Annotated in this window: 23 protein-coding genes; 16 read left to right on the forward strand and 7 right to left on the reverse strand. The window is 73.2% G+C overall.

The window, feature by feature from the left end; all coding sequences use genetic code 11:
* Positions 1-46: 46 nt before the first annotated feature.
* Positions 47-466, reverse strand: a complete 420-nt coding sequence (locus tag ACFWJO_RS33880) for a hypothetical protein (protein WP_386871470.1) — start codon at positions 464-466, stop codon at positions 47-49.
* Positions 467-575: 109 nt separating this feature from the next.
* Between ACFWJO_RS33880 and ACFWJO_RS33885 the strand changes: the two genes are divergently transcribed.
* Positions 576-725: a hypothetical protein gene (locus ACFWJO_RS33885; protein ID WP_386871472.1), complete on the forward strand. Its 150-nt coding sequence runs from the start codon at positions 576-578 to the stop codon at positions 723-725.
* 50 nt (positions 726-775) lie between these two features.
* On the opposite strand, the gene ACFWJO_RS33890 is transcribed toward ACFWJO_RS33885, so the two are convergent.
* From ACFWJO_RS33890 to ACFWJO_RS33905, 4 genes are all read right to left on the reverse strand, one after another.
* Positions 776-1,222: a DUF4383 domain-containing protein gene (locus ACFWJO_RS33890; RefSeq protein ID WP_386871474.1), complete on the reverse strand. Its 447-nt coding sequence runs from the start codon at positions 1,220-1,222 to the stop codon at positions 776-778.
* Complete coding sequence (locus ACFWJO_RS33895) at positions 1,222-1,887, reverse strand: hypothetical protein (RefSeq protein WP_386871476.1); 666 nt, start codon at positions 1,885-1,887, stop codon at positions 1,222-1,224. Before ACFWJO_RS33895 ends, ACFWJO_RS33890 begins: the two co-directional genes overlap by 1 nt.
* 16 nt (positions 1,888-1,903) lie before the next feature.
* Positions 1,904-2,464: a hypothetical protein gene (locus ACFWJO_RS33900; protein WP_386871478.1), complete on the reverse strand. Its 561-nt coding sequence runs from the start codon at positions 2,462-2,464 to the stop codon at positions 1,904-1,906.
* A 123-nt stretch (positions 2,465-2,587) separates the two neighbouring features.
* Positions 2,588-2,785 (reverse strand): hypothetical protein, encoded by a 198-nt coding sequence (locus tag ACFWJO_RS33905; RefSeq protein WP_386871480.1) that lies wholly within the window; start codon positions 2,783-2,785, stop codon positions 2,588-2,590.
* Between the two features lie 174 nt (positions 2,786-2,959).
* Here ACFWJO_RS33905 and ACFWJO_RS33910 point away from each other — a divergent pair, with 174 nt between their 5' ends.
* Positions 2,960-3,373 carry a VOC family protein gene (locus ACFWJO_RS33910; protein WP_386871482.1) on the forward strand — a complete coding sequence of 138 codons (414 nt, stop codon included), beginning with the start codon at positions 2,960-2,962 and terminating at the stop codon, positions 3,371-3,373.
* 110 nt (positions 3,374-3,483) lie between these two features.
* Here the strand turns inward: ACFWJO_RS33910 and ACFWJO_RS33915 are convergent, their stop codons facing one another.
* Complete coding sequence (locus tag ACFWJO_RS33915; RefSeq protein WP_386871484.1) at positions 3,484-3,720, reverse strand: DUF6480 family protein; 237 nt, start codon at positions 3,718-3,720, stop codon at positions 3,484-3,486.
* A 154-nt stretch (positions 3,721-3,874) separates the two neighbouring features.
* Between ACFWJO_RS33915 and ACFWJO_RS33920 the strand changes: the two genes are divergently transcribed.
* The 6 genes from ACFWJO_RS33920 (at position 3,875) to ACFWJO_RS33945 (ending at position 8,530) form a co-directional block, all read left to right on the forward strand.
* Positions 3,875-4,051, forward strand: coding sequence for a hypothetical protein (locus ACFWJO_RS33920; RefSeq protein WP_386871486.1), 177 nt, complete (start codon positions 3,875-3,877; stop codon positions 4,049-4,051).
* A complete protein-coding gene (locus tag ACFWJO_RS33925; RefSeq protein ID WP_386871488.1) occupies positions 4,048-4,554 on the forward strand; it encodes a DUF5709 domain-containing protein in 507 nt (168 codons plus the stop codon). The genes ACFWJO_RS33920 and ACFWJO_RS33925 overlap by 4 nt, the downstream gene beginning before the upstream one ends.
* 52 nt (positions 4,555-4,606) lie before the next feature.
* Complete coding sequence (locus ACFWJO_RS33930) at positions 4,607-5,752, forward strand: Vms1/Ankzf1 family peptidyl-tRNA hydrolase (protein ID WP_386871489.1); 1,146 nt, start codon at positions 4,607-4,609, stop codon at positions 5,750-5,752.
* Positions 5,753-5,784: 32 nt separating this feature from the next.
* Positions 5,785-6,036 carry a hypothetical protein gene (locus ACFWJO_RS33935; RefSeq protein WP_386871491.1) on the forward strand — a complete coding sequence of 84 codons (252 nt, stop codon included), beginning with the start codon at positions 5,785-5,787 and terminating at the stop codon, positions 6,034-6,036.
* A gap of 359 nt (positions 6,037-6,395) precedes the next feature.
* Positions 6,396-8,138, forward strand: coding sequence for a cytochrome c oxidase subunit I (gene ctaD / locus ACFWJO_RS33940; protein ID WP_386871493.1), 1,743 nt, complete (start codon positions 6,396-6,398; stop codon positions 8,136-8,138).
* On the forward strand, positions 8,135-8,530 hold the full coding sequence (locus ACFWJO_RS33945; protein ID WP_386871495.1) for a cytochrome c oxidase subunit 4: 396 nt from the start codon (positions 8,135-8,137) through the stop codon (positions 8,528-8,530). Before ctaD ends, ACFWJO_RS33945 begins: the two co-directional genes overlap by 4 nt.
* A 27-nt stretch (positions 8,531-8,557) precedes the next feature.
* Here the strand turns inward: ACFWJO_RS33945 and ACFWJO_RS33950 are convergent, their stop codons facing one another.
* The gene (locus tag ACFWJO_RS33950; protein ID WP_386871496.1) at positions 8,558-10,261 is read right to left on the reverse strand and encodes a cytochrome bc complex cytochrome b subunit; all 1,704 of its coding nucleotides are present in this window, start codon (positions 10,259-10,261) and stop codon (positions 8,558-8,560) included.
* Between the two features lie 661 nt (positions 10,262-10,922).
* On the opposite strand from ACFWJO_RS33950, the gene ACFWJO_RS33955 reads away from it, so the two are divergent.
* From ACFWJO_RS33955 to ACFWJO_RS33990, 8 genes are all read left to right on the forward strand, one after another.
* Positions 10,923-15,329 (forward strand): amino acid adenylation domain-containing protein, encoded by a 4,407-nt coding sequence (locus ACFWJO_RS33955; protein WP_386871498.1) that lies wholly within the window; start codon positions 10,923-10,925, stop codon positions 15,327-15,329.
* The gene (locus ACFWJO_RS33960) at positions 15,329-15,652 is read left to right on the forward strand and encodes an acyl carrier protein (protein ID WP_386871500.1); all 324 of its coding nucleotides are present in this window, start codon (positions 15,329-15,331) and stop codon (positions 15,650-15,652) included. The genes ACFWJO_RS33955 and ACFWJO_RS33960 overlap by 1 nt, the downstream gene beginning before the upstream one ends.
* A gap of 7 nt (positions 15,653-15,659) precedes the next feature.
* A complete protein-coding gene (locus tag ACFWJO_RS33965) occupies positions 15,660-16,430 on the forward strand; it encodes a thioesterase II family protein (protein ID WP_386871502.1) in 771 nt (256 codons plus the stop codon).
* Positions 16,424-17,053 (forward strand): LysE family translocator, encoded by a 630-nt coding sequence (locus ACFWJO_RS33970; protein WP_386871504.1) that lies wholly within the window; start codon positions 16,424-16,426, stop codon positions 17,051-17,053. The genes ACFWJO_RS33965 and ACFWJO_RS33970 overlap by 7 nt, the downstream gene beginning before the upstream one ends.
* Positions 17,054-17,304: 251 nt before the next feature.
* Entirely contained in the window at positions 17,305-20,109 is a 2,805-nt protein-coding gene (gene lanL / locus ACFWJO_RS33975; protein ID WP_386871506.1) for a class IV lanthionine synthetase LanL, read from the forward strand.
* A 60-nt stretch (positions 20,110-20,169) separates the two neighbouring features.
* Positions 20,170-20,325 carry a VenA family class IV lanthipeptide gene (locus ACFWJO_RS33980; protein WP_384408242.1) on the forward strand — a complete coding sequence of 52 codons (156 nt, stop codon included), beginning with the start codon at positions 20,170-20,172 and terminating at the stop codon, positions 20,323-20,325.
* Between the two features lie 80 nt (positions 20,326-20,405).
* Positions 20,406-21,491, forward strand: a complete 1,086-nt coding sequence (locus ACFWJO_RS33985) for an ATP-binding cassette domain-containing protein (RefSeq protein ID WP_386871508.1) — start codon at positions 20,406-20,408, stop codon at positions 21,489-21,491.
* Positions 21,488-22,417, forward strand: coding sequence for an ABC transporter permease (locus ACFWJO_RS33990; protein ID WP_386871510.1), 930 nt, complete (start codon positions 21,488-21,490; stop codon positions 22,415-22,417). Before ACFWJO_RS33985 ends, ACFWJO_RS33990 begins: the two co-directional genes overlap by 4 nt.
* Positions 22,418-22,443: the final 26 nt, after the last annotated feature.

Raw genomic sequence — 22,443 nt, forward strand, 5'->3', positions numbered from 1 at the left:
GCCCAGGATCGTCAGGACACAGCCGATGAACACGGCCCTCATCGCGTCATCCTCCCTTGAGCGAGCAGTGGTAGGGCTCGTCCTCCGCCTGCGGTTCGCAGCCGGCCGCGGTCACCCGCCAGCCGCCGTGGAACAGCGACAGGAACAGCGTGTCGCCCGTCATGCGGAGCATGGCGTCGCGGCCGTACACGTCGACGCCCCGCGTCGCACCCGCCCGCGGCAGCTCCAGCTCGCGCAGGGCGGGGCCGCACGGGCCCTCCGCGTCCTCCTCGACCTGGTCGCGGGTCTCGGGCGCGAGCAGCTCACAACCGGTGCGGTAGTCCCCGGCGGCCAGTGCCGCGGCGAACCGCCGCCCCGCTTCGGAGGCCCCTCGCTCGTGCGCCGGCGAGGCGCCACACCCGCCCAGTACGCACAGCAGCGCCGCCGTGCCGAGCAGCGCACCGACCGCTCGCGGATTCACCGACATGCTCCCACCCTGCCCGCGCGCGTCGCGCGGCCCGCGCGACACACCGGCGAAACCCTCGTTCGGCCGATCCCTGGGGGCGGGCGCTCCGGATCCCGGGTGTGCTGGAGACATGGGCCGACCAGAGTTCATCCCGCTGGCCGTAGGGCTGTTCCTCCTCGTGCTCGCCCTTCCGTGGATCAACGGGTTCTGGGAGGACGTCAGCGCCCCGCTGGGGACGATGACCGGCCTCTTCAGCGTCACCTCGCGGGTCCACGGCTGACGCGGCGGCCCCGTCGCGCCCCCGGATCCCGCCTGGGGGAGGCGCGGGCGTCAGCGGGCCCGGCGCGGCCTGGCGAGCAGCAGACCCAGGAGGAGCATCGCGAGGCCCAGGCCGAAGTGGAGCCAGTTGTCGGGTTCGTTGACGGGAACGAAGTTGGCGTCGTCGGCGAGGTCGATCAGCAGGCCGTACAGCCACAGGGCCAGATAGATCAGACCGCCGCCGACGAGGAACGAACGGGCCGTGGGCGCGGTCCGGGACATGGCGATGCCCGCGACACCGAAGAGCAGGTGCACGATGTTGTGCAGGACGGAGACCTGGAAGACGCCGAACAGTTCGGCGCCCGAGTCGTGTCCGGCGAAGGTCATCGCGTCGTAGTCGGTGGTCACGCCCGGGATGAAGCCCAGGATCCCGACCACCAGGAACGCGGCGCCGATCAGCAGTGCTGCCGTCCGTACGGGCGCCGTTCCCGCCACGGGGCGTCTCGTGTTCGTCGTCATCACGCTTCCTCGCTCCCATGGTCCGCGCCGTGGCTGAGCAGCCGCCTGAAGAAGGAGCGGTACTGCCGCAGGGCCGTGCGGAGGTCCTCGGTGTCGACGTCCTCGCCCTGCTTCCACTGCCCTTCGAGCGTCCGCCGGTGGTCGGCGAAGGTGGCGGCGAGTTTCTGCATCACGTCGGCGACGAGGGTGTCGGCCGCGTGCACCGCCTCGCGGGGATCGTCCACGAACATGCTCTGGATGTCGTGCCAGCGGGTCCGGAAATCCTCCTCGTCCGCGGACTCCATCAGCCGCGGCGTCTCCTCCGCCGCACGGTCCGCCCTGGCGGCGCCGGTCTCGTCGCCGTCCGTGGCGGTACGGGCGCCGGTCACGGTGTCCGCATCGGTCGCCGTGTCCGCGCCGGTGCCGGCGTACTCGCCGCCGCTCGTGGCGATGCTCTCGCCGGGGTACGTCGGAGGCGCACCGGAGTCGGTCTCACGGCCCCAGCCGCCCTCGCGTTCCGTCCCGGTCCCGGGTCCGACCCCGGTCTCGGGTCCGGTCTCGGGTCCGGCTTCGGACCCGGGTTCGGTCGTGCTCCCGGGCTCACGCTCTTTCCCGACCGGGCCCCGGGCGATGTCCTCGGTCGACAGGCCGGTGTCGGCCCGTCCGGAAGGGTCGTTGTCGCGCATGCCGAAGTCCTGACTCTCAGGCCCGGCCGGAGCCGGACTGGTTTCCGTCGGCGAGCAGTTCGTCGAAGAGGACCCGGTAGTGGATCATCGCCCCGCGCAGCTGCTCGGTGGTGGCCTGGTGCCGTGAGCTGAGGTGTTCGACGTCGTGTGCCGCGCGGTAGTGCTCCAGGGTGCGGCCGTGTTCGACGGACAGGTCACGGACCTGTTGCTCGAAGTCCTCGGTGGGATAGCCGCGCTCGCGCATGACGGCCGTCACCAGCCGGTCCGCGTCGTGGACCGCCGACTCGGGGTGGTCGACGAACTGCTCCTGCACGCCGCGCCACTCGCGCAGATAGCGTTTCCTCAGGTCCTCGTCGAGCGGGCGGATGTCGAGCGAGTCGTGCCGCTCCTCGCGTGCGCCGAGGTCGTACTCGGCCGCCCGCCGGCCGCCCGCCTCGTCGACCGTGCGGTCGTACTCGGAGCCGTAACGCTCCCGCAGCCGGTTCCGTCTGCGGCGGTCGAGCACGAAGGCCAGGACGATCAGGACGATCACGACCGCGATCGGAATGACGATGGCCAGAACGGTTCCTGTGGACATGACCCGGCCCCCTTGACCGTGACGGGCTTGACTGTGACGGGCGCTTTCGCCTCGCGACTGCCCGCGTGTCCACGAGGGAAACAGCCCCTCGTCGGTGGGGCCGGGCAGCGTGTCGCGGCCCGCTCAGTGGGCGGCGGCGCCGAACTCGGCGTGCTGCGTACGGAGCGCGAAGTCGGTCTCCTCCCCGGGCGGGCGGCCGACCGAGAAGCGCCGCGCCTCCGCGCGGGCCTCCCGCATCAGGAGGACGAACTCCTCGTCGCTGAGCCTGCGTCGACGGCGGGCACCACCGTCGGTCGCCCGGTTCTCGGCCTGCCTGCCCATGATCCTCTCCGCCTCTCCGCTTCCGCGGTTCTCGCCCGACGACTACCCGGCGGCCGCCGGAACAGACATCCGCCGCGACCGGACGAGCCACCAGGACCACCACAACGCTCAAATCACCCCATAGCGCCATAAGCTGGCCGCCTGACATCGTTCGTCACCCGAAGGGAGCGACCCTTGGCATCTCGACTCAACCCGTACATCAGCTTCTCCGGCGATGCGCGGCAGGCCATGGAGTTCTACAAGAGCGTCCTCGGCGGCACGCTGAGCCTCAGCGGCTACGGCGAGTTCGGCTCGCAGACGCCGCCCGGCTACGAGGACAAGATCATGCACGGCATGCTGGAGACCGACCGCGGATTCACGCTGATGGGGGCCGACCTGCCGCCCGGCATGGAGCACCGGCCCGGGAACAACTACGCGGTCAGCCTGAGCGGCGACGACGCGGAAGAGCTGCGCGGCTACTGGGAGAAACTGTCCTCCGGCGGAGACGTCTCCGTCCCCCTGGAGAAGCAGATGTGGGGCGACGTGTTCGGCATGTGCACGGACAAGTTCGGCATCACGTGGATGGTCAACATCACCGGTCAGAGCTGACCGGGAGAGCGCAGAGCGGCGTACGGGCGCGGAGCGGCGTACGCGCGCGGAGCGACGTACGGGCGGGTGCCGGGAGCCGGCACCCGCCCGTACGGCACACCTCGCCGGGGTCAGCGGGTGGCCAGGACGATTCCGTACACCGCGAAGAAGAGGGCGACCACGAAGACGACGATGAGCACGATGACCAGCGGACCGGCGGCCCAGCCGCGGGTCGGACGCCGGTGCGGGCCGACGCCGGTGCTCGTGCCCGTCTCCGCCGGAGGCGTCTCGCCCGGAGGCACGCCCCCGCCGGGCTCCAGGCCCGTCGTGGAACGGGGGTCGGGATCGGGGTTGCTCGGGACGGTCATGACCGTCACCTCCTGCTCAGGGGTTCCGGCACGCCGGCACGGCCGTGCGGTCCGACGACTGCCCCGCCGGGCCGGTTTCATTCGTCCCCAGCGGGTAGTCGCGCAGCGAGGTACGCCGATACCGAGCAACAGCGTGCGCAGGAGGAGGAGAGCCATGACCACGCCTCAGCGCGGCAGCAGCAAGTCCGGTCCCCGACTGGACGACGAACGCAAGAAGGAAGTCGAGGGCCAGGTCAGGTCCGGGCATCCGACGCGTGCCGAGGAATGGCACGACCCCGAGCCTCCGGTGGACCCGCCGCCGTACGACAAGGAGGAAGGCGAGGGGAAGTGACGGCGCCCGAGGAGCCCGCCACGGACCCGACGGACACGGACGCGACAGACACGGACGCACGCGGCGACGACGTCTACCAGCCGACCGGCTCGGACGCCGCCAACCGGCCGAGCGACCCGCTCGACCCGGAGAACATGCTGGACCTGGAGCCGGGCGAAAGCCCCGAAGAACCGGGATTCTCGCCGCCCGACCGGCCGAGCGTGCTCACCCGCCGCGGCCCGACGACCGACGACCAACGCGAAGGCACCAGCCTCGACGACCGCCTGGCGGAGGAGCGCCCCGACGTGACGCCCGCGGAGGGCGACGACGTCGGAGACCTTCCCGGCGGCGAGGGCGAGCCGCTCGACGAGGAGTCCGGCGCCACGCCGGCCGGACGCCTCGTCGTACCCGACCCGCCGGTCCCCGGCGGCGTCACCGCCCGCGACACCGGTCCCGACGACGAGATCGCCGCCGAGGAGGCGGCGGTCCACCGGGACACCGGGATCGACGGCCGCGGCGACTGACAGGGGCATCGCGACCGACCGACACACCACACCGGCGTGCGAGGTGATGAGGGTGAAGCTCGACTTCCTGGAGCCCGTGACCCACAAGGGACCCTGGGCCTCCGTGTACGCGACCACCGGACCGCCCGACGAAGCGTCGGCACAGCGCCGGGAACTCACCTGGAGTGAGTTGTGCCGCTCCCTGGAGGAACAGGGCGCGGACAAGGAGACCACCCGAGCGGTGCGCGAGGCGCTGGACCGGGTGCGGCCCGACACCGGACAGCGCGGACTGGCGCTCTTCGCCGCGGAGGGGCGGGTCGCGCTCACCCGCGGTCTCGACCGGCCGCCGAGCGTGACCGAGGCGCTCTGGGCGGACCTGCCCCACGTCACGCCGCTGCTCGAACCCGTCGGACAGGCGCCCGTATGCCTCGTGGCGCGCGTCGACCGCGGTGGCGCGGACTACCGCGTCCATGGAGCGGCCACGGCGGAGGAGGCGGGCTCGGTCGAAGGCCGTGACTGGCCCCTGCACAAGGCGTCCTCGGGCGACTGGTCGGCCACGCACTTCGACGCCGCCGTCGAGAACACCTGGGAGGAGAACGCCGCCCTGATCGCCGACGAGCTCGCCGCGCTCTGCCGCGCCCACGGCGCCGCGATGATGATGCTGGCCGGAGGCGCGCGCGAGTGCCACGCCGTACGCGAAAGGCTGCCGGCGGACCTGAGGGAGATGACCAGGATCAGCGAGCACGGCGGCAGGGCGGCCGGAGCCGACACCGATCTCCTGATGGCCGACGTCGAGGCGGCCCGGATGGAGATGGCGGCGCAGGGCACCGAGGAGGTTCTCGACCGCTTCCGCGCGGGCCGCGCCGACGGCGACCGGGACCGTACGGCGGTCGAGGGCATCCCGGCGGTGGTCGACGCCGTCCGGCAGCACCGGGTCGACACGCTGCTGATCAGCCCCGAGGGCGCCGATTCCGGCCGCGAGGTCTGGGTCGGCGACGCGCCGGACCAGGTGGCGGTACGGCGTTCCGAGGCCGAGTCGCTGGGCGCCGGCAGCCCGCACGCCGCCCGCGCGGACGACGCCCTGGTGCTGAGCGCGGCGGCGACCGGCGGCGAGGCCGTCATGGTGCCGGGCGACAGCTCGGCCGACATCCCGGCAGGCGGCATCGGCGCGCTCCTGCGCTGGCCGCGCAGCGGGCCGGAGGAGGCGGCAGACCGCTGACCGGCGGACCCGTACGACATCAGGAGGCGGCCATGAACGGATCACGGAGCGGTACGCAGCCGGGCGGAGGCAGGACCTCGGCCACGCCACGTGACCTCGCCGAGCTCAAGGAGCGGCAGGCCCACCGTGAGGACGAGCGCAAGGAGACGGCTGAGCAGCGGACCGGGCGGCACGCGGCTCCCCGGGACCGCGGCGGGGACCGGGGAAGCCGGCCCGGGCAGGCGGAGAAGGGCGTCGCACCGGACGGCGGAATCCCCGGCGGCCGCCCGCCCGACGAACCCTGACCCTCCACCCCTACCGACTCCGAACCCCCAGGTGACGGGCCCCTGAGCCGTTACCCACGAAGCCCTCACCGAAGGCGGACTCCCCGACCGGGAGCCCGCCTTCACCCTGCCCGGGGGAGAGCGCTGCCCTTCCCGCGAGGCCCGGGGGTCCCGCGGGTTCTGGGGCCTGGCGCCCCGGCACCCCCCCCGCGAGGCCCGAGGCGTCCCGCCGGTCCCGGGCGTCCCGCCCCGGCAGGTCCTCGGCGACGAACCGGTGAATTCCGTGCGCGTCGCCGCCCGGCGGCCTCCCCGTCGCCCCGTACGGCGGCAGGATCGCGGCACGGGCCTCGGCCTTGGCCGACGAGACACTGGGGTGCACGATGCGGCGGGACAGCGCGCTGCCGGAGAGCCGGGACACGGCGCCCGCGCCGACGGTCGCGGACACGGCCGTGGACCGGCGGATCCGGTCCGGAGTCAGGTTCCTGGGGCTGCTGACGACCACGGACCACAAGGTCGTCGGCTATCTGTACATGGTCACGTCGTTCGCGTTCTTCCTGCTCGCCGGGCTGCTGGCCATGGTGATGCGCGCCGAACTCATGCGGCCGGGACTGTCCCTGGTCAGCGCCGAGCAGTACAACCAGCTCTTCACCGTGCACGGCACCGTGATGATGCTGCTCTTCGCCACCCCCATGTTCGCCGGCTTCGCCAACGCCGTCATGCCGCTCCAGATCGGCGCGCCCGACGTGGCCTTCCCCCGCCTGAACGCCCTGACCTACTGGCTCTTCGCCCTCGGCGGGACGATGGTCGTGTCCGGCTTCGTCGTCCCCGGCGGAGCCGCGTCCTTCGGCTGGTTCGCCTACGCCCCGCTCAACGGGCCGGTGTTCTCGCCCGGAGCGGGCGGTGACCTGTGGACCATGGGTCTGGTCCTCTCGGGCGTCGCGACCACCCTCACCTCGGTCAACTTCATCACCACGATCGTGTGCCTGCGGGCCCCGGGCATGACGATGTTCCGGATGCCGATCTTCACCTGGAACGTGCTGCTCACCTCCGTCCTCGCCCTGCTCGCCTTCCCCGTGCTCACCGCGGTGCTGCTCGCCCTGGAGGCCGACCGGAAGTTCGGCGCCCACGTCTTCGACGCGGCCTCCGGCGGCGCCCTGCTCTGGCAGCACCTGTTCTGGTTCTTCGGACACCCGGAGGTCTACATCGTCGCGCTGCCGTTCTTCGGCGTGATCTCCGAGGTCATCCCGGTGTTCAGCAGGAAACCGCTCTTCGGGTACGTCGGCATGGTCGGGGCGACGATCGGGATCACCATGCTCTCCGCCGTCGTGTGGGCGCACCACATGTTCGCGACCGGGGCCGTGCTGCTGCCGTTCTTCTCGCTGATGTCGTTCCTCATCGCCGTGCCGACGGGCGTCAAGTTCTTCAACTGGATCGGCACCATGTGGCACGGCAGCCTCTCCTTCGAGAGCCCGATGCTGTTCGCGATCGGCTTCCTCGTCACGTTCCTGCTCGGCGGGCTCAGCGGTGTGCTGATCGCCTCGCCCCCGCTCGACCTGCACCTCACCGACTCGTACTTCATCGTGGCGCACCTGCACTACGTGCTGTTCGGGACCGTCGTCTTCGCGATGTTCGCGGGTTTCTACTTCTGGTGGCCCAAGTGGACGGGACGGATGCTCGACGAACGCCTGGGCCGGATCCACTTCTGGACCCTCTTCACGGGATTCCAGACGACGTTCCTGGTGCAGCACTGGCTGGGGGAGGAGGGCATGCCGAGGCGCTACGCCGACTATCTCGCGGCCGACGGGTTCACGCTCCTCAACACCGTCTCGACCGTCGGCTCCTTCCTGCTCGGCCTGTCGACCCTCCCGTTCCTGTACAACGTGGTGCGCACCCGGACGCGGGGACGCGAGGCGGGCGTGGACGACCCGTGGGGGTACGGCCGTTCGCTGGAGTGGGCGACCTCGTGCCCGCCGCCCCGGCACAACTTCCTCGCCCTGCCCCGCGTACGGTCCGACTCGCCCGCCTCCGACCTGCACCATCCGCAGTCTCCCGGCCCCGGGACGTGGACGGGAGACGCGCGGGACCGGGTGCGGAAGGCAGTGGAGGAAGGGGAGAACGGATGAGGGCCGAGGCGTTCGTGTTCGCCGTCACGGCGGGCTTCTTCCTCGCCGTGGACGTCCTGTACGGGGTCTGGGCGCGGGAACCCGCGGGCATCGCCGCGCTGACCGTGGCCTTCCTGATGGCCCTGCTGGTCTGCTTCTTCTTCGCCCGTCACCACCGCGTCAACGGGCCGCGGCCCGAGGACCGCGGGGACGGCGAGGTGCAGGACCGGACCGGCCCGCTCGACCTGTTCCCGCCGCACAGCGGCTGGCCGGTGCTCATCGCCACCGGGGCGGCCGTCCTCGCGCTCGGTGTCGTCTACGGCCTGTGGCTGGCCCTCATCGGTCTCGGCACCCTCGCCGCGGGCGTCGGCGGCCTGGTCTTCCAGTACGCGGGCGAGGACGAGGGCCGGTAGACGGGGGCCGCCGGCGGGGCGGTCCCGTCAAGGCGTCACGTCCTCGCCGCCGCCGCCCTCCGCCGCCGCCGGCACCGCCGCCCCCTCTCCGGAGCCCTCCGGCACCAGCGGCCGGGTGGGCGGCGCCGTGCGCTCCGCGACCGCGGCGCGTTCCTCCGCCCGCGCGGGCAGCACGACCCGGTCGGCGAGCAGGAAGCGGCTCAGGGCGGCCCGCAGCCGCAGCCGGCGGGGCACCGGCCCGTCCTCGGGGAGCGCCAGGGGTTCCGGGGACTCCCGTACCAGCAGCCGGTAGCGGACGTCGGCCGGGACGGGCCGGTGGCGGCCGGACAGCTCGCCGTACACCGCCTGCTCCACCTGACGGGTCTCCTCGCCGCGGGTCAGCCGGCGGCGGTCCGCCGCCTGGAGCGCGAGGCAGATCCGCTTGGTGACGGCGAAGGCCAGGACCGGCCCGAGCACCAGCGCGACGCGCAGCAGCCAGGTGATCGTCTCGACCGAGACCCGGAAGGTGAAGGCGATGACGTCGTTGCCGCCGGCGAGCAGCAGCACGGCGTAGAAGACGATCCCGGCCACTCCGAGGGCGGTCCGGGCCGGGCGGTTGCGCGGCCGGTCGCACAGGTGGTGCTCGGCGTGGTCGCCCGTCGCCCACTTCTCGAGGAAGGGATAGCAGAGCAACGCGGTGAACAGCACGCCGGGAAGGACCAGGGTGGGCACGAAGACGTTCCACATGATCGTGTGGCCCGCCACCACCGTGTCCCAGGCGGGCATCAGCCGCATCGCGCCTTCCAGGAAGCCGACGTACCAGTCCGGCTGGGAGCCGGCCGACACCTGGTCGGGCCGGTACGGGCCGTAGTTCCACACCGGGTTGACCTGCGCGATGCCGCCCGTCACCGTCAGCGTGCCGAACACCAGCAGGAACAGTCCCGAGGACTTGGTGACGAAGTGCGGGACCATCGGCTGCCCCACCGCGTTGCGGTTGGTCCGCCCGGGCACGGCCCAGTGCGTGTGCTTCAGGTAGAACACGAGCAGCAGGTGCAGGGTGACGAGCGCGACGAGGAGCGCCGGGACGAGCAGCACGTGCAGCACGTACAGCCGGGGAATGACCACCTGGCCCGGGAACTGCCCTCCGAACAGGGCCATTTCCAGGTACGTGCCGAGCACCGGGACGGAGCCGACGATCGTGGCCGCCGTGCGCAGTCCGGTCCCGGACAGCAGGTCGTCCGGCAGCGAGTAGCCGGCGAAGCCCTCCAGCATCGCCAGCACGAACAGCGTCACCCCCACGACCCAGTTGGCCTCGCGGGGCTTGCGGAACGCCCCCGTGAAGAAGACCCGCAGCATGTGCACGGCGATGGCGGCCACGAACACCAGCGCCGCCCAGTGGTGCACCTGCCGGATCAGCAGGCCGCCGCGTACCTCGAAGCTGAGGCGCAGCGTCGTCGTGTACGCCTGCGTCATCCGCTGCCCCTGCAGCGGGGCGTACGGGCCGGCGTACACGGTCTCCACCATGCTCGGGTCGAAGAACAGCGTGAGGTAGACCCCGGTCAGCAGGAGCACGACGAACGCGTACAGGGCGATCTCGCCGAGCAGGAACGCCCAGTGGTCGGGGAACGCCTTCCGCAGGGCGCCACGGGCGAGTTCCGCGAGCGGAAGGCGCCCGTCGGCCGCGTCGAAGCCGCGGACGACCGCCGCCTTCGCGCGGGCGTTCCAGCGGTTCCTGTGCCTGCGAAGGAACATCCGTCTTCTCCCTGACGATCCCGCCGCTTCCCGCGCCCCGCCGCCCGCGGGGCCGCCCTGGAGACCCTGCCGCCCCGTCCTCCCCGGGCGGCCACGGGCGCGCCGGAGCTTGCGCCGGGCGGGCGAATAATCGGTCCGGCGCGCCCGCCGCCGACGAACCGGGAGCCCCCGGCGGACGCCGATCGAACAGCGCCCCCGGGGGTTCAGTCCTTTTCGGTCAGTTTCTCTGTCAGGTCTTCGCCATCGCCCGGCGAATTCGCGTCATCCGTCATACTCCGAGAATTCCCTTACCGGAGGAGAAGTCCCTGCGCGGAGGTCTTCTCGGGGCCGGTCCGAGGGAGTGTTTCCGGCCGTCGTGGTGAAACGTGAGGGTCCTCACCGTGGACCCCCGGGTTCGCGGTGGTTCTAATTGGCGGGCCCATTCGTACGGGCTGTCCGAAAGGGCGTCACGGGGGCTTGCGAGGAGGTCGGCGATCGGGAAGGGTGCGCCGCCGAGGGCGGCGCCTTCGGCATGCCCCCGGCGGTTCCGCGCCGGGCGGGCGGGCCTTCGTCGGAGCCGAATCCTTACTCCTTCAACTCTCGCGTCTTCAACAAATGGTAGCGGGCCGCACGACTTCCTCCGTGATCCGGTGGAAGCCGAAACAGACGAAGAGGGAAAACGATGACGGACAACGGTCGTACGAGCCGGACACCCCGGAGCGACGACAGGTTCGAGAAGTTTCCGCTGACGGAGATCCAGTACGCCTACTGGGTCGGTCGAGGGTCCAATTTCGTGCTCGGCAACGTGGCGCCACACGCCTACTTCGAACTCGAAGGACGACGCCTCGACCCCGACGTGCTCTCCCGCGGCTGGCGGACCCTGATCGAGCGGCACGACATGCTGCGCGCGGTCGTGGACGAGGACGGACAGCAGCGCGTCCTCGCCTCCGTGCCGACGTTCGAGGTCCGATGTACCGACCTCCGGTCGGCGCCGCCGGAAGAGGCGGAGCGCGTGCTGACCGGCATACGCGACGAGATGTCCCACCACGTCTACACCGCCGCCGACTGGCCCCTGTTCGACATCCGCCTCTCCCGGCTGCCCGACCACGACCGGCTGCACGTCAGCCTCGACCTCCTCATGGTCGACCTGGCCAGCCTCACGCTGCTGTTCAGCGAGTGGAGCGCGCTCTGCCAGGACGCCGAGCTGCGACTGCCTCCGGTCGACGTGACCTTCCGCGACTACGCGCTCGCCCTGGAGCAGGGCTCCCAGGCACCCCGGCACCGGAAGGCCCTCGACTACTGGACCTCCCGCGCCACCACGCTCGCCCCGCCGCCCGACCTGCCGCTCGCCAAGTCGCCCGTCTCCGTCCACAAGCCCCGCTTCACCCACCGCGAGTACCACCTGCCCGAAGCCGACTGGAAGCGGCTGCAGGAGCGCTGCGAGGCCCGCGGCCTCACACCGACCGCCGTCCTCGCCGCGGTCTTCTCCGAGGTGCTCGCCGTCTGGAGCGGCACCCGGCGCTTCACCCTCAACCTCACCCTCTTCAACCGGCTGCCGCTGCTCCTCGACCGCAACGAGGCCGGCAAGCGCGTCGTCCACCCCCATCTGCGGCGCATGGTCGGCGACTTCACCTCCATCTGCCTCCTGGAAGTGGACGCCTCGACCGGCCGCTCGCTGACCGCACGCGCCGAGGCCACCCAGACCCAGCTCCAGAAGGACCTGCGCCACCGCCAGGTCAGCGCCCTGCAGACGCTGCGCGAACGCCGCCGGCTCGGCCTGCAGAGCGGCTTCGAGACGATGCCCGTCGTCTTCACCAGCGGCCTCGGCACCGCCGCCGACGTCAGCGACGCCATGGCCTACTTCGGCGACATCTCCTACCGGGTCAGCCAGACCCCGCAGGTCTGGCTCGACCACCAGGTCGTCGACTTCACCGGCTCCCTCGACCTCACCTGGGACTGCGTGGAGGAGCTCTTCCCCGAAGGCCTCCTCGACGACATGTTCGCCACCTACTGCGCGACCGTCGCCCGCCTCGCCCACGAGGACAGCCCCTGGGACGAGGAACTGACCGTCGACCTGCCCGGGCACCAGCTGACCGCCCGCGCGCAGGCCAACGCGACCGAGGGCCCGCGCCCCGACGGCCTGCTGCACGAGCCCTTCCTCGACCGGGCCGCCGCGCACCCGGAGCGGCCCGCCGTGCTGACCGCCGGCCGCGAGGTGAGCTACGGCGAACTCGCCGCCCGCGCCGAGGCCGTACGGCTCCAGGTGGCAGCCGCCACGGACGGCGAGCCGCGCGACCGGCTCGTCGGCATCACCCTCGACAAGGGCCCCGAGCAGGTGGCCGCGGCGTACGGCGTGATGATGGCCGGCGCCGCGTACCTGCCCGTCGGCGCCGCCCTCCCCGCGCAGCGCCGCTCCCGGATCCTCGCCGACGGCCGGGCCCCCGCGATCGTCACCGACCGCGCCCTCGACGCCGCCCTGGAGTGGCCCGACGGGATCCCGCGCCTCCTCGTCGACGGCCCCGCCGCCCCGGAGGCGCCCGCAGGCCGCCTGCCGGCCGGTCCCGCCCGCCCCGGCGACCTGGCGTACGTCCTCTACACCTCGGGCTCCACCGGCACGCCCAAGGGCGTCATGATCGAGCACGGCGCCGTGCTCAACACCGTCGCCGACATCAACGAGCGCTTCCGCGTCGGCCCCGACGACCGCGTGTTCGGCCTCGCCGACCTCGGCTTCGACCTCTCCGTGTACGACCTCTTCGGCACCCTCGCCGTGGGCGCCGGGCTCGTCCTGCCGGACCCCGACATGCGCTCGGAACCGGCCCACTGGGCCAAGCTCATGGCCCAGCACGGCGTCACCGTGTGGAACTCCGTACCGGCCCAGATGCAGATGCTCGTCGAGCACCTCGAAGCCGGCGGCGAGGTCCCCGAGCGGCTGCGCCTCGTCCTGCTCAGCGGCGACTGGATACCCGTCGACCTGCCCCGCCGCATCCACGACCTGTGGCCGGACGCCGAGATCATCAGCCTCGGCGGCGCGACCGAGGCCTCCATCTGGTCGATCCACCACCCCGTCGACGAGGTCCCGCAGGGCGCGAAGAGCGTGCCGTACGGCGTGCCGCTGCGCAACCAGACCTTCCACGTGCTCGACGAGCGCATGGAGCCCTGCCCGGTGTGGACCGCCGGCCAGCTGTACATCGGCGGCACCGGACTCGCCCGCGGCTACTGGGCCGACGAGGAGCGCACCGCCGCCGCCTTCGTCACCCACCCGCGCACCGGCGAACGCCTCTACCGCACCGGCGACTTCGGCCGCTACCGCACCGACGGGACCATCGAGTTCCTCGGCCGCCGCGACGGCCAGGTCAAGATCAACGGCCACCGCGTCGAGCTCGGCGAGATCGAGGCCACCCTCTCCCAGCACCCCGGCGTGGAAGCCGCGGTCGTCGTCAAGTCCGCCGACGGCGCCGGCGCCGCCCGCCTCCACGGCTACGTCGTCCCCTCGACCCGCGACGAGACGCTGTTCGTGACCGAGCACGCCGAACCCGGGACCAGCGCGGAGCTCTGGCAGGCCCTCGGCACGACGGCCGGCCGCCCCGGCGCCGGCCCCGCCCCCGAGCGGCTGCGCGCCGCCTGGGACGTCCTCGACGAGGTGTACACCCTCGCCACCGCCGCCGCCTTCCGCTCCTTCGGCCTCCCGCACGAGCCGGGCGCCGTCTTCGACCCGGCCGCGCTGCGCGGCGCGGGCGTCGCGCCCCGCTACGAACGGTGGCTGGCCCGCGCCGTCGCCCGCCTGGAGGCGACCGGGCACCTCGCGGCGGGACCCGACGGGACGACCGTCGCCCGCCCGCTGCCCAAGGCCCTGCCGGACGAGCTCAAGGGCCGTGCGCGCGACGTCCTCAAGGACGTCCTCGGCATCGACGAGGACGTCACCGACTGGATGCTCACCCTCGCCGACGGCCTCGCCGACGTCCTCACCCAGAGCGTCCACTCCGCCGAGCTGTACGCCTCCGACCGCACCCCCGGCGTCTACGACCGGCTCTTCGGCCCCACGTACGAGGCCGCCGCCGACGCCGTACGCGAGTTCGCCGCCCGGTGGCCCGCCGACCGCACCCTCAAGGCCATGGAAGTGGGCTCCGGCTACGGCTCGCTCACCCGGCACCTGCTGCCCCTGCTCCCCGAGGACCGCACCGAATACCTCTTCACCGACATCTCACGCTACTTCACCGACCGGGCCAGGACCGTCTTCGCCGACCACCCGGCGCTCCGCTTCGACCTGTTCGACCTCGACCTCCCGCCCGCCGTCCAGGGCTTCGGCGACCAGGCCGCGGACCTCCTCGTCGCGGCCAGCGTGCTGCACGACATGCGGCGGATCGGCCCGACCCTGCGCAACCTGCGCTCCATGACCGCGCCCGGCGGCATCCTGCTCATGGTCGAGCAGACCACCTTCCACCCGTGGTTCGACCTCGTCATGGGACTCCAGCAGGGCTTCGACAACTTCGAGGACACCGAACTGCGCACCCGCCACTGCCTGCTCGGCCGCGAGCAGTGGGCCGCCGAACTCGCCGCCGCCGGCTTCGCGCGCAGCCAGGTTCTCACCGTCACCGGCGGCCCCGCCTCCGTCGGCTTCGACGTGATCGTCGCCCAGGCGCCCGACACCCGCCGCCGCTTCGCGCCCGACGCCCTGCGGGAGTTCGCGGCGGCACGCCTCCCCCGGCACATGGTGCCCGCGCAGATCCTCGCCCTGGAGGAGCTGCCCCTGAACGCCACCGGCAAGGTGGACCGCGCGGCACTCGCCAAGGCGGGGGCACGCGGAGCGAGCCGCGGCAAGCCGGCCAGGCCGCCGCGCACCGACCGGCAGCGCAAGCTCGTCGAGATCTGGCGCGAGGTCCTGGGCCTCAGCCGGGTCGACCTGGACGACGACTTCCTGGACGCGGGCGGCGACTCGCTGCTCGCCGCGCGGCTCGTCGCCCATCTGCAGACCGCGTTCGACGTCGCCGTGCCGGTCGGCACGGTCCTCCAGTACACGACGGTGGAGGCGCTCGACGGCTACCTCGAGCAGCTCCTCGGACCGTCCGAGCTCATGCCCGGGGAGAAGTGATGAACGAGACCCAGCAGACCCAGCAGACCCAGCACACGGGCACCGGCGGCACGCCACCACGCGCCGGAGTCCGGCCCTCCGCCGACGAGATCGTGGCGTGGGTCCTCGGCTTCCTCGCCGAGATCCTCGACGTACCGCCGCAGGACATCGACCCCGCCACGCCGCTCGACGAGCTCGGCGTCGACTCGGCCACGACGCTCGTCATGTGCGCCGGTCTCAGCGACGAGTTCGCCCTGCCCGTACGGCCCAGGGACGTGTTCGACCACTTCACGGCGGACGCCCTCGCCCGGCACCTGACGGCACCACAGCCCGCGGGAGTGTGAGCGACCCGTGAGCACCTCCACGCCGCCCCGCTGGATCATCGGCGGGGCGCCGCGGCCGGCCGCCCCCAAGCTCTACTGCTTCGCCCACGGGGGCGGCTCCGCCGCCGAGTACCTGCGCTGGGCCCGCGACCTCAGGGCCGGCGAACCGCACGCCGTGCAGCTGCCCGGACGCGGCTCGCGGACCGGCGAACCCGTGATCACGTCGATGGAGGCGCTGGTCGCCGCGCTCCTCGACGGCGTACGGCCGGCCGCGGAACCCTTCGTGTTCTTCGGGCACAGCTTCGGCTCGCTCGTCGCGTTCGAGTTCACCCGCGCGCTGCGGGCGGCCGGCCGGCCGCAGCCCGCCCACCTCGTCGTCTCCGGCTACCCCGCCCCGCACCTGCCCCGCGCCGCCTCCCGGCTGCACCTGCTGGGCGACCGCGAGCTCCTCGAAGCCGTCTCCGAGCTGCACGGGGGCATCCCGCCCGAGGTCCTGGCCGACGACGACCTGGCGACCCTCGCGGCCCGCGCCCTGCGCGCCGACTACCAGGTCCTGGAGACCTACGCGCACCGGCCCGAGGCACCCCTGTCCGTCCCCGTCACCGTGCTCGGAGGAACGGAGGACCGGGTCACCGCCGAACAGCTGGAGGCCTGGCGCGAGCTGACCGACGCCGAGGTGACGGTACGCCGCTTCCCGGGCGGCCACTTCTACCTCCGGGACCGGCCGGCCCCCGTCCTGCGGGCACTCTCCGGCGCCCTCACGGCGGCGGGCGCGGGAGAGAGGAAAGCGCCGTGCTGACCTTCGCCGCCGCGTCCCTGGTCCTCATCATGATCCCCGGCCCCGACCAGGCGCTGATCACCCGCAGCGCCCTGGCCGGCGGCCGGCGGGCCGGCCTGCTCACCATGGTGGGCGGCGTGCTCGGTCTGGTCGTGCACGTCGGGGCCGCCGTCCTCGGCATCTCCGCGGTGCTCCTCGCCTCCGCGACCGCGTTCACCGTCCTGAAGGTGGTGGGCGCCGTCTACCTGGTCTGGATGGGCATCGCGACCCTGCGCGGAGCCCGCCGCACGCTGCGCGAGCAGTCCGGGACGCCCGACGGCGGCGACGGGACGGAGGAGGACGGGGCCGGCGGCAGATACGTGCGGTACGGCTTCCTCTCCAACGCGCTCAACCCGAAGGTCGCGCTGTTCTTCGTGACCTTCCTGCCGCAGTTCCTGCCGCCCGACGGCCAGGTGTTCCCCAGGGCCATGGCCCTGTCCCTGGTGTTCGCCGTCCTGTACCTGCTGTGGTTCAGCCTGTACGTCGTCACCGTCGACCGCCTCGGCAGAGTGCTGCGCCGCCCGCGGGTCCGCGCCCGGATCGAGCAGGTCACCGGCCTCCTGCTGATCGGCTTCGCCGTCCGGCTGGCCCTGCAGTCGCCGTGACCTGATCGCCGCCGTGCGTGCGCTTTCCAGCCAGGGGATGACCGGTCCGGTCCGGGCCGCGCCGGTCACCGCGAGCGCCCGGCGTCTTCTTCTGCGCCAGGAGCCGTCTGCCGTGCGCCCGGCGCGGGGCCCGGGAAGCGAAGAGCGCCGTGCGCTCGCCGGTTCAAGTGAATGGGGCCGGGTGCGCGTTGGTCGGTTTATGTCATCGGGCACGTTCCTGCCGGCGGTTCTCACCGTTGAGAGGGGCACCCATGACGAGCCACGCCACCGAGGCCGGGCTTGAAGACCTGCTGCACCAGGCGCTGCGCGCCACGGGCACGGGCGCGCGCTGGACGACCGAGACGGACGAGACGTGGTGCCGTGTCGCGCCCCGGTCCGGGACCCGGCGCGAGCAGGGCTGGAAGCTCCACCTGTCGGCGACGGCCGCCTCGGCGCCCACGGTCCTCGCGAAGGCCCTCGACGTGCTCCTGCGGGAGCAGTCGGCGTTCAAGTTCGCCCGCTCGCTGGAGCAGGTGAGCGCGCTCAACTCCCGTGCCACGCCCCGCGGAAGCTCGGGCAAGTTCCTCACCGTCTACCCGCGCTCCGACGCCGCCGCCACCCGGCTCGCGCAGGACCTGCACCAGGCCACGGCGGGCCTCGCCGGCCCCCGGATCCTGTCCGACCAGCCCTACGCCGGGAACAGCCTCGTGCACTACCGCTACGGCGCCTTCGTCGGCCGGCGACGCCTCGCGGAGGACGGCCTGCTGGTCTGGTACATCGAGGACCCCGACGGCAATCCCGTGGAGGACAGGCGCACCGGCCGGTACTCCCCGCCCTCCTGGGCGGTCTGCCCGTTCCCCGCCACGGTGCCCGCCCCGCCCCGCACGGCGGACGCGACAAGTGCGCCGGTGGTGCTCGGCGGCCGCTTCGCGGTACGGGAGGCGATCCGGCACACGAACAAGGGCGGCGTCTACCGTGGCACCGACCTCCGGACCGGCGCACCCGTGGTGATCAAGGAGACGCGGCCGCACGTCGAGGCCGACGCCTCCGGCAGCGACGTACGCGACTGGCTGCGGGCGGAGGCCCGCACGCTGGAACGGCTCAAGGGCACGGGGCTCGCTCCGGAACCGCTCGCGGTGTTCGAGCACGGCGGGCACCTGTTCCTGGCCCAGGAGGAGGTGCCGGGCGTCACCCTGCGCACCTGGGTCGCCGAGCGCTTCCGGGACGTGGGAGGCGAACGCTACCGCGCCGACGCACGGGCCCAGGCCGCCCGCCTGGTGGACCTGGTCGCGGCGGCGCACGCCCACGGCTGCGTCCTGCGGGACTTCACCCCCGCCAACGTCATGGTCCGCCCGGACGGCGAACTCCGCCTCATCGACCTGGAACTCGCCGTCTGGCAGGACGAGCGCGCCCTGCCCACCCGCGTGGGCACCCCCGGCTTCAGCGCTCCCGAACGCCTGGCCGACGCACCGGTCCGCCCGACGGCCGACTACTACAGCCTCGGGGCCACCCTCTGCTTCGTCCTGGCCGGCAAGGTGCCCCACCTGCTGCCCGAGGAGCCCGCCACCAGGACGCCGGAGCAGCGCCTCGCCTCCTGGCTGGCCGCCTGCACCGGCCCGCTGGGGCTGCCGCAGGCCCTGGTGGACATGGTCCTGGGACTGATGAAGGACGAGCCCGCCGAGCGCTGGGACCCGCAGAAGGCACGCGAGGCCCTGGCAGGCGAGGCGCCGGCACGCGAGGCCCTGGCAGGCGGGTTTCTGGCAGGCGAGGCCCTGACGGCGGACGAGCCCCCGGCACGTGAGGCATCGCCGCGTGACGAGGCCCGCACTCCTGAGGCCCCCGGAACGGGGGATCCGGCGCCGACGGGCCACCGCCACGCCGCCGCCGCTGCCTCGCCAGCAGGGCCCGACCGTCGTCACGACGACGACCCGGTGGCCGCGATCGTCGGCCACCTCGTCGACTCCATGACCCCGGGGGACGACCGCCGGCTGTGGCCCGTGTCCACCACGGCCGGAGAGACCGACCCCTGCACCGTGCAGCAGGGCGCGGCCGGCGTCCTCGCCGTACTGACCCGGTACCACGCACTCACCGGCGACCCGCGCCTGCCCGGAGCGATCTCCACCGCGGGCCACTGGATCGCCCGCCGCACCGACACCCGCTCCACGCGCCCGGGCCTGCACTTCGGCGGTCGCGGAACGGCGTGGGCCCTGTACGAGGCCGGGCGCGCCGTCGACGACCGCCGGCTCACCGACCACGCGGTGGAACTGGCGCTGGCCCCGCAGCAGTCCACGCCCGGCCACGACATCACCCACGGCACCGCGGGCAGCGGACTCGCCGCCGTCCACCTCTGGCACCGCACCGGCGACCCCCGTTTCGCCGCACTGGCCGTCGACGCGGCCGACCGGCTGGCCGCCGCCGTCCGGCGCGAGCCGTCCGGAGCGGGCTGGGAGGTTCCCGCGGAAACCGCGTCGGGAGAGGCGGGCAAGCGCTACCTGGGCTTCGCCCACGGAACGGCCGGCATCGGCTGCTTCCTGCTCGCCGCCGCGGCCGTCTCGCACCGCCAGGAGCACCTGGACCTGGCCGTCGCGGCCGGCGAGCTCCTGGCGGCCAACGCCGTGCGCACGGGTGACGCGGCCCAGTGGCCCGCCAAGGCCACGGACCTGCCCACGGCCGCGTACTGGTGCCACGGCGCGGCGGGCATCGGCACCTTCCTCGTCCGCCTGTGGCAGGCGACCGGAGACGACAGGTTCGGGGAGCTCGCCCGCCGCAGCGCGCACGCGGTCACGGAACGCGCCTCCCGCGCCCCGCTCACCCAGTGCCACGGGCTCGCGGGAAACGGCGACTTCCTCCTCGACATGGCCGAGGCCACGGGTGATCCCGTCTACCACGCCATGGCCGAGGACCTGGCCCGCCTCATCCTCTCCGAAGGCGCCCTCCGCAACGGCCACATGGTCTTCCCCAACGAGTACGGCGACGTCTCGACCAGCTGGAGCGACGGTTCCGCCGGAATCCTCGCCTTCCTCCTGCGCGTCCGCCACGCCGGCCCCCGGCACTGGATGGTCCAGCAGCCGGTCTGAGCGGCAGAAAGTTCTGCCGCCGTCCCCGAAGAAAAGGAACACGGAAAAAAGGGAGTCACCATGGAAAACCAGGACCTCGAACTGCTGGCCCGGCTCCACGCCCTGCCGGAGACCGAACCCGTCGGCGCCGACGGGGCGCCGTTCGCCGCGACGTGCGAGTGCGTCGGACTGCTGACCCTCCTCAACACCGTCTGTATCGGCGTCAGCTGCGCCTAGGCCGACAGTCGCCCGGCCGGCAGCTGCCCGGGACAGCCGCCGGCCGGGATGACGCACGGACCCAGACAGGAACGGACCACATGCAGCCATCCGCCGGTGCCGGCGAAACCGCCCGAGCCGCCGCCCCGACAGCCGCGCCCGCCGGCCCGCCCGCCCCGCCCCACCGGCCCGGCCCCGCCTCCGCCGTCAGCACGCGCGGCCTGGTCAAGAGCTACCCGGGCCCGCAGGGCACCGTCACCCACGCCGTACGCGGCCTCGACCTGGACGTCTCCCAGGGCGAGACCTTCGCCTTCCTCGGCCCGAACGGCGCCGGGAAGTCCACCACCATCGCCCTGCTGTGCGCCCTCGCCCGCCCCACGTCCGGTCACGCCACGGTGGCCGGCGCCGACGTGCTCACCCAGCCCCACCAGGTACGGCGACGGGTCGGCATCCTCTTCCAGCACAGCGCCACGGACACCGACCTGACGGTCGAACAGAACCTCCACGTCCACGCGCGCCTCTACGGGATGCGCCGCCGCGACGCCCGCGCCCGCGCCGCCGAGGTGCTGGCGACGGCCCGGCTGACCGACCGGCGGCGCGCGCCCGTACGCACCCTGTCCGGCGGCATGCGGCGCCGGCTGGAGATCGCCCGCCAACTCCTGCACGCCCCCCGCGTGCTGTTCCTGGACGAGCCGACCACCGGACTCGACCCCCACGCCCGCGCCGAGGTCTGGGACCACCTGCGCGCACTGCGCGACCGGCACGGCACCACCCTCTTCGTCACCACCCACTACCTGGAGGAGGCGGAGAACTGCGACCGCATCGCCATCATCGACCGCGGCGGGCTCGCGGCCCTGGGCACGCCCGCCGCGCTGAAGACCGCGATCGGCGACGACCGGGTGGCGCTGCGCACGAGTGACGACGCGGCTGCGGCAGAGGTGGTACGCGGGGTCGCGCCCGACCGCGCCGTCACCGTGGACGCGGGCGGCGTCTGGCTGCGGGTGCGCGGCGGCAGTGCCTGGATCCCCCGCCTGTGTGCGGCACTGGAAGGCCACGGCATCGCCGTGCACGCCGCCTCCGCCACGCCGCCCACGCTCGACGACGTCTTCTTCCACCACACCGGCCGCAGCCTCGACGCCCGCTCCGCCGCGTCCCCGGCCACGGCGGACACCGGAGGCGGCCCATGACCACGCTCACACCGGAGGCCTCGGGCGGCACCGGCGGCTCACCACCGGGCGACGCCTCCGAGACCTCGCGCGCCTCGGAGACCGCCCGGGCCTCGAAGGGCGTCCGCGACGGCGGAGGGACCGACCGTCTGCGGCGGGAACTGCGGGCGGTGGGGGCCCTGGTCCACCGCGATTTGCTGCGTCTGGCGGGCCAGCGCACCCACACCGCGCTGATGCTGCTCCATCCCGTGCTCTACCTGCTCGTCCTCGGCGGCGGCCTGGCCGCGCTCATCCCCAGCTCCCGGCTGGGCGTCGGCTACCAGGGCTACCTCTTCCCCGGCATGCTGATGATGACCGTGCAGACCCCGGCCGTCATGGTGGGCGTCCGGCTGATCACCGACCGGCAGAGCGGCTACCTGCGAGAGCTCCTGATGGCCCCGGTCCACCGCGCCACCCTGCTCCTCGGCAGCTGCGCCGGCGGCACCCTGGTCGCCACCGGCCAGGGAGCCGTACTCCTCGCCCTGGCCGGCTACGTCGGCCTGCCCTACGACCCGCTGCTCCTGGTCCTGCTCCTCGCCGGCATGGTCCTGGCCTCCTTCACCATCACCGCGCTGGCCCTCGCCCTGGCCGTCGGCCTGCGCCGGGCGGAGACCTTCCACACGCTGCTCGGCCTGGTGATGATGCCGCTGCTGTTCCTATCCGGCGGCTTCTTCCCCCTGACGACGCTGCCCGGCTGGGTCCGCGCCGTCGCCGACGCCAACCCCCTCGCGCACGCCGTCGACCTGCTGCGCCGCTGCATCGCCCTGCGCGTACCGGACCAGGCCGCCACCGGCGGCGTCGAGTGGGCCGGCCGGCAGCCTCCCCTGCTGCTCGAGGCCGGCCTCCTGGCGGCCGTCGGCACGGCCGCCCTCCTGTGGGCGGCCCGCCGCTTCAACCGCCCGCAGTAGCCCGGCACTTCGCGCGGAGGCGGTGT

This window comes from Streptomyces sp. NPDC127092 (genome assembly GCF_042722475.1).
In the GTDB taxonomy this organism is placed as follows: domain Bacteria; phylum Actinomycetota; class Actinomycetes; order Streptomycetales; family Streptomycetaceae; genus Streptomyces.

Coding starts and splice junctions, on each gene's coding strand:
- ACFWJO_RS33880 (WP_386871470.1), bottom strand. CDS start 466: ATGTCGGTGAATCCGCGAGCGGTCGGTGCGCTGCTCGGCACGGCGGCG.
- ACFWJO_RS33885 (WP_386871472.1), top strand. CDS start 576: ATGGGCCGACCAGAGTTCATCCCGCTGGCCGTAGGGCTGTTCCTCCTC.
- ACFWJO_RS33890 (WP_386871474.1), bottom strand. CDS start 1,222: ATGACGACGAACACGAGACGCCCCGTGGCGGGAACGGCGCCCGTACGG.
- ACFWJO_RS33895 (WP_386871476.1), bottom strand. CDS start 1,887: ATGCGCGACAACGACCCTTCCGGACGGGCCGACACCGGCCTGTCGACC.
- ACFWJO_RS33900 (WP_386871478.1), bottom strand. CDS start 2,464: ATGTCCACAGGAACCGTTCTGGCCATCGTCATTCCGATCGCGGTCGTG.
- ACFWJO_RS33905 (WP_386871480.1), bottom strand. CDS start 2,785: ATGGGCAGGCAGGCCGAGAACCGGGCGACCGACGGTGGTGCCCGCCGT.
- ACFWJO_RS33915 (WP_386871484.1), bottom strand. CDS start 3,720: ATGACCGTCCCGAGCAACCCCGATCCCGACCCCCGTTCCACGACGGGC.
- ACFWJO_RS33920 (WP_386871486.1), top strand. CDS start 3,875: ATGACCACGCCTCAGCGCGGCAGCAGCAAGTCCGGTCCCCGACTGGAC.
- ACFWJO_RS33935 (WP_386871491.1), top strand. CDS start 5,785: ATGAACGGATCACGGAGCGGTACGCAGCCGGGCGGAGGCAGGACCTCG.
- ctaD (WP_386871493.1), top strand. CDS start 6,396: ATGCGGCGGGACAGCGCGCTGCCGGAGAGCCGGGACACGGCGCCCGCG.
- ACFWJO_RS33945 (WP_386871495.1), top strand. CDS start 8,135: ATGAGGGCCGAGGCGTTCGTGTTCGCCGTCACGGCGGGCTTCTTCCTC.
- ACFWJO_RS33950 (WP_386871496.1), bottom strand. CDS start 10,261: ATGTTCCTTCGCAGGCACAGGAACCGCTGGAACGCCCGCGCGAAGGCG.
- ACFWJO_RS33955 (WP_386871498.1), top strand. CDS start 10,923: ATGACGGACAACGGTCGTACGAGCCGGACACCCCGGAGCGACGACAGG.
- ACFWJO_RS33960 (WP_386871500.1), top strand. CDS start 15,329: ATGAACGAGACCCAGCAGACCCAGCAGACCCAGCACACGGGCACCGGC.
- lanL (WP_386871506.1), top strand. CDS start 17,305: ATGACGAGCCACGCCACCGAGGCCGGGCTTGAAGACCTGCTGCACCAG.
- ACFWJO_RS33980 (WP_384408242.1), top strand. CDS start 20,170: ATGGAAAACCAGGACCTCGAACTGCTGGCCCGGCTCCACGCCCTGCCG.
- ACFWJO_RS33985 (WP_386871508.1), top strand. CDS start 20,406: ATGCAGCCATCCGCCGGTGCCGGCGAAACCGCCCGAGCCGCCGCCCCG.
- ACFWJO_RS33990 (WP_386871510.1), top strand. CDS start 21,488: ATGACCACGCTCACACCGGAGGCCTCGGGCGGCACCGGCGGCTCACCA.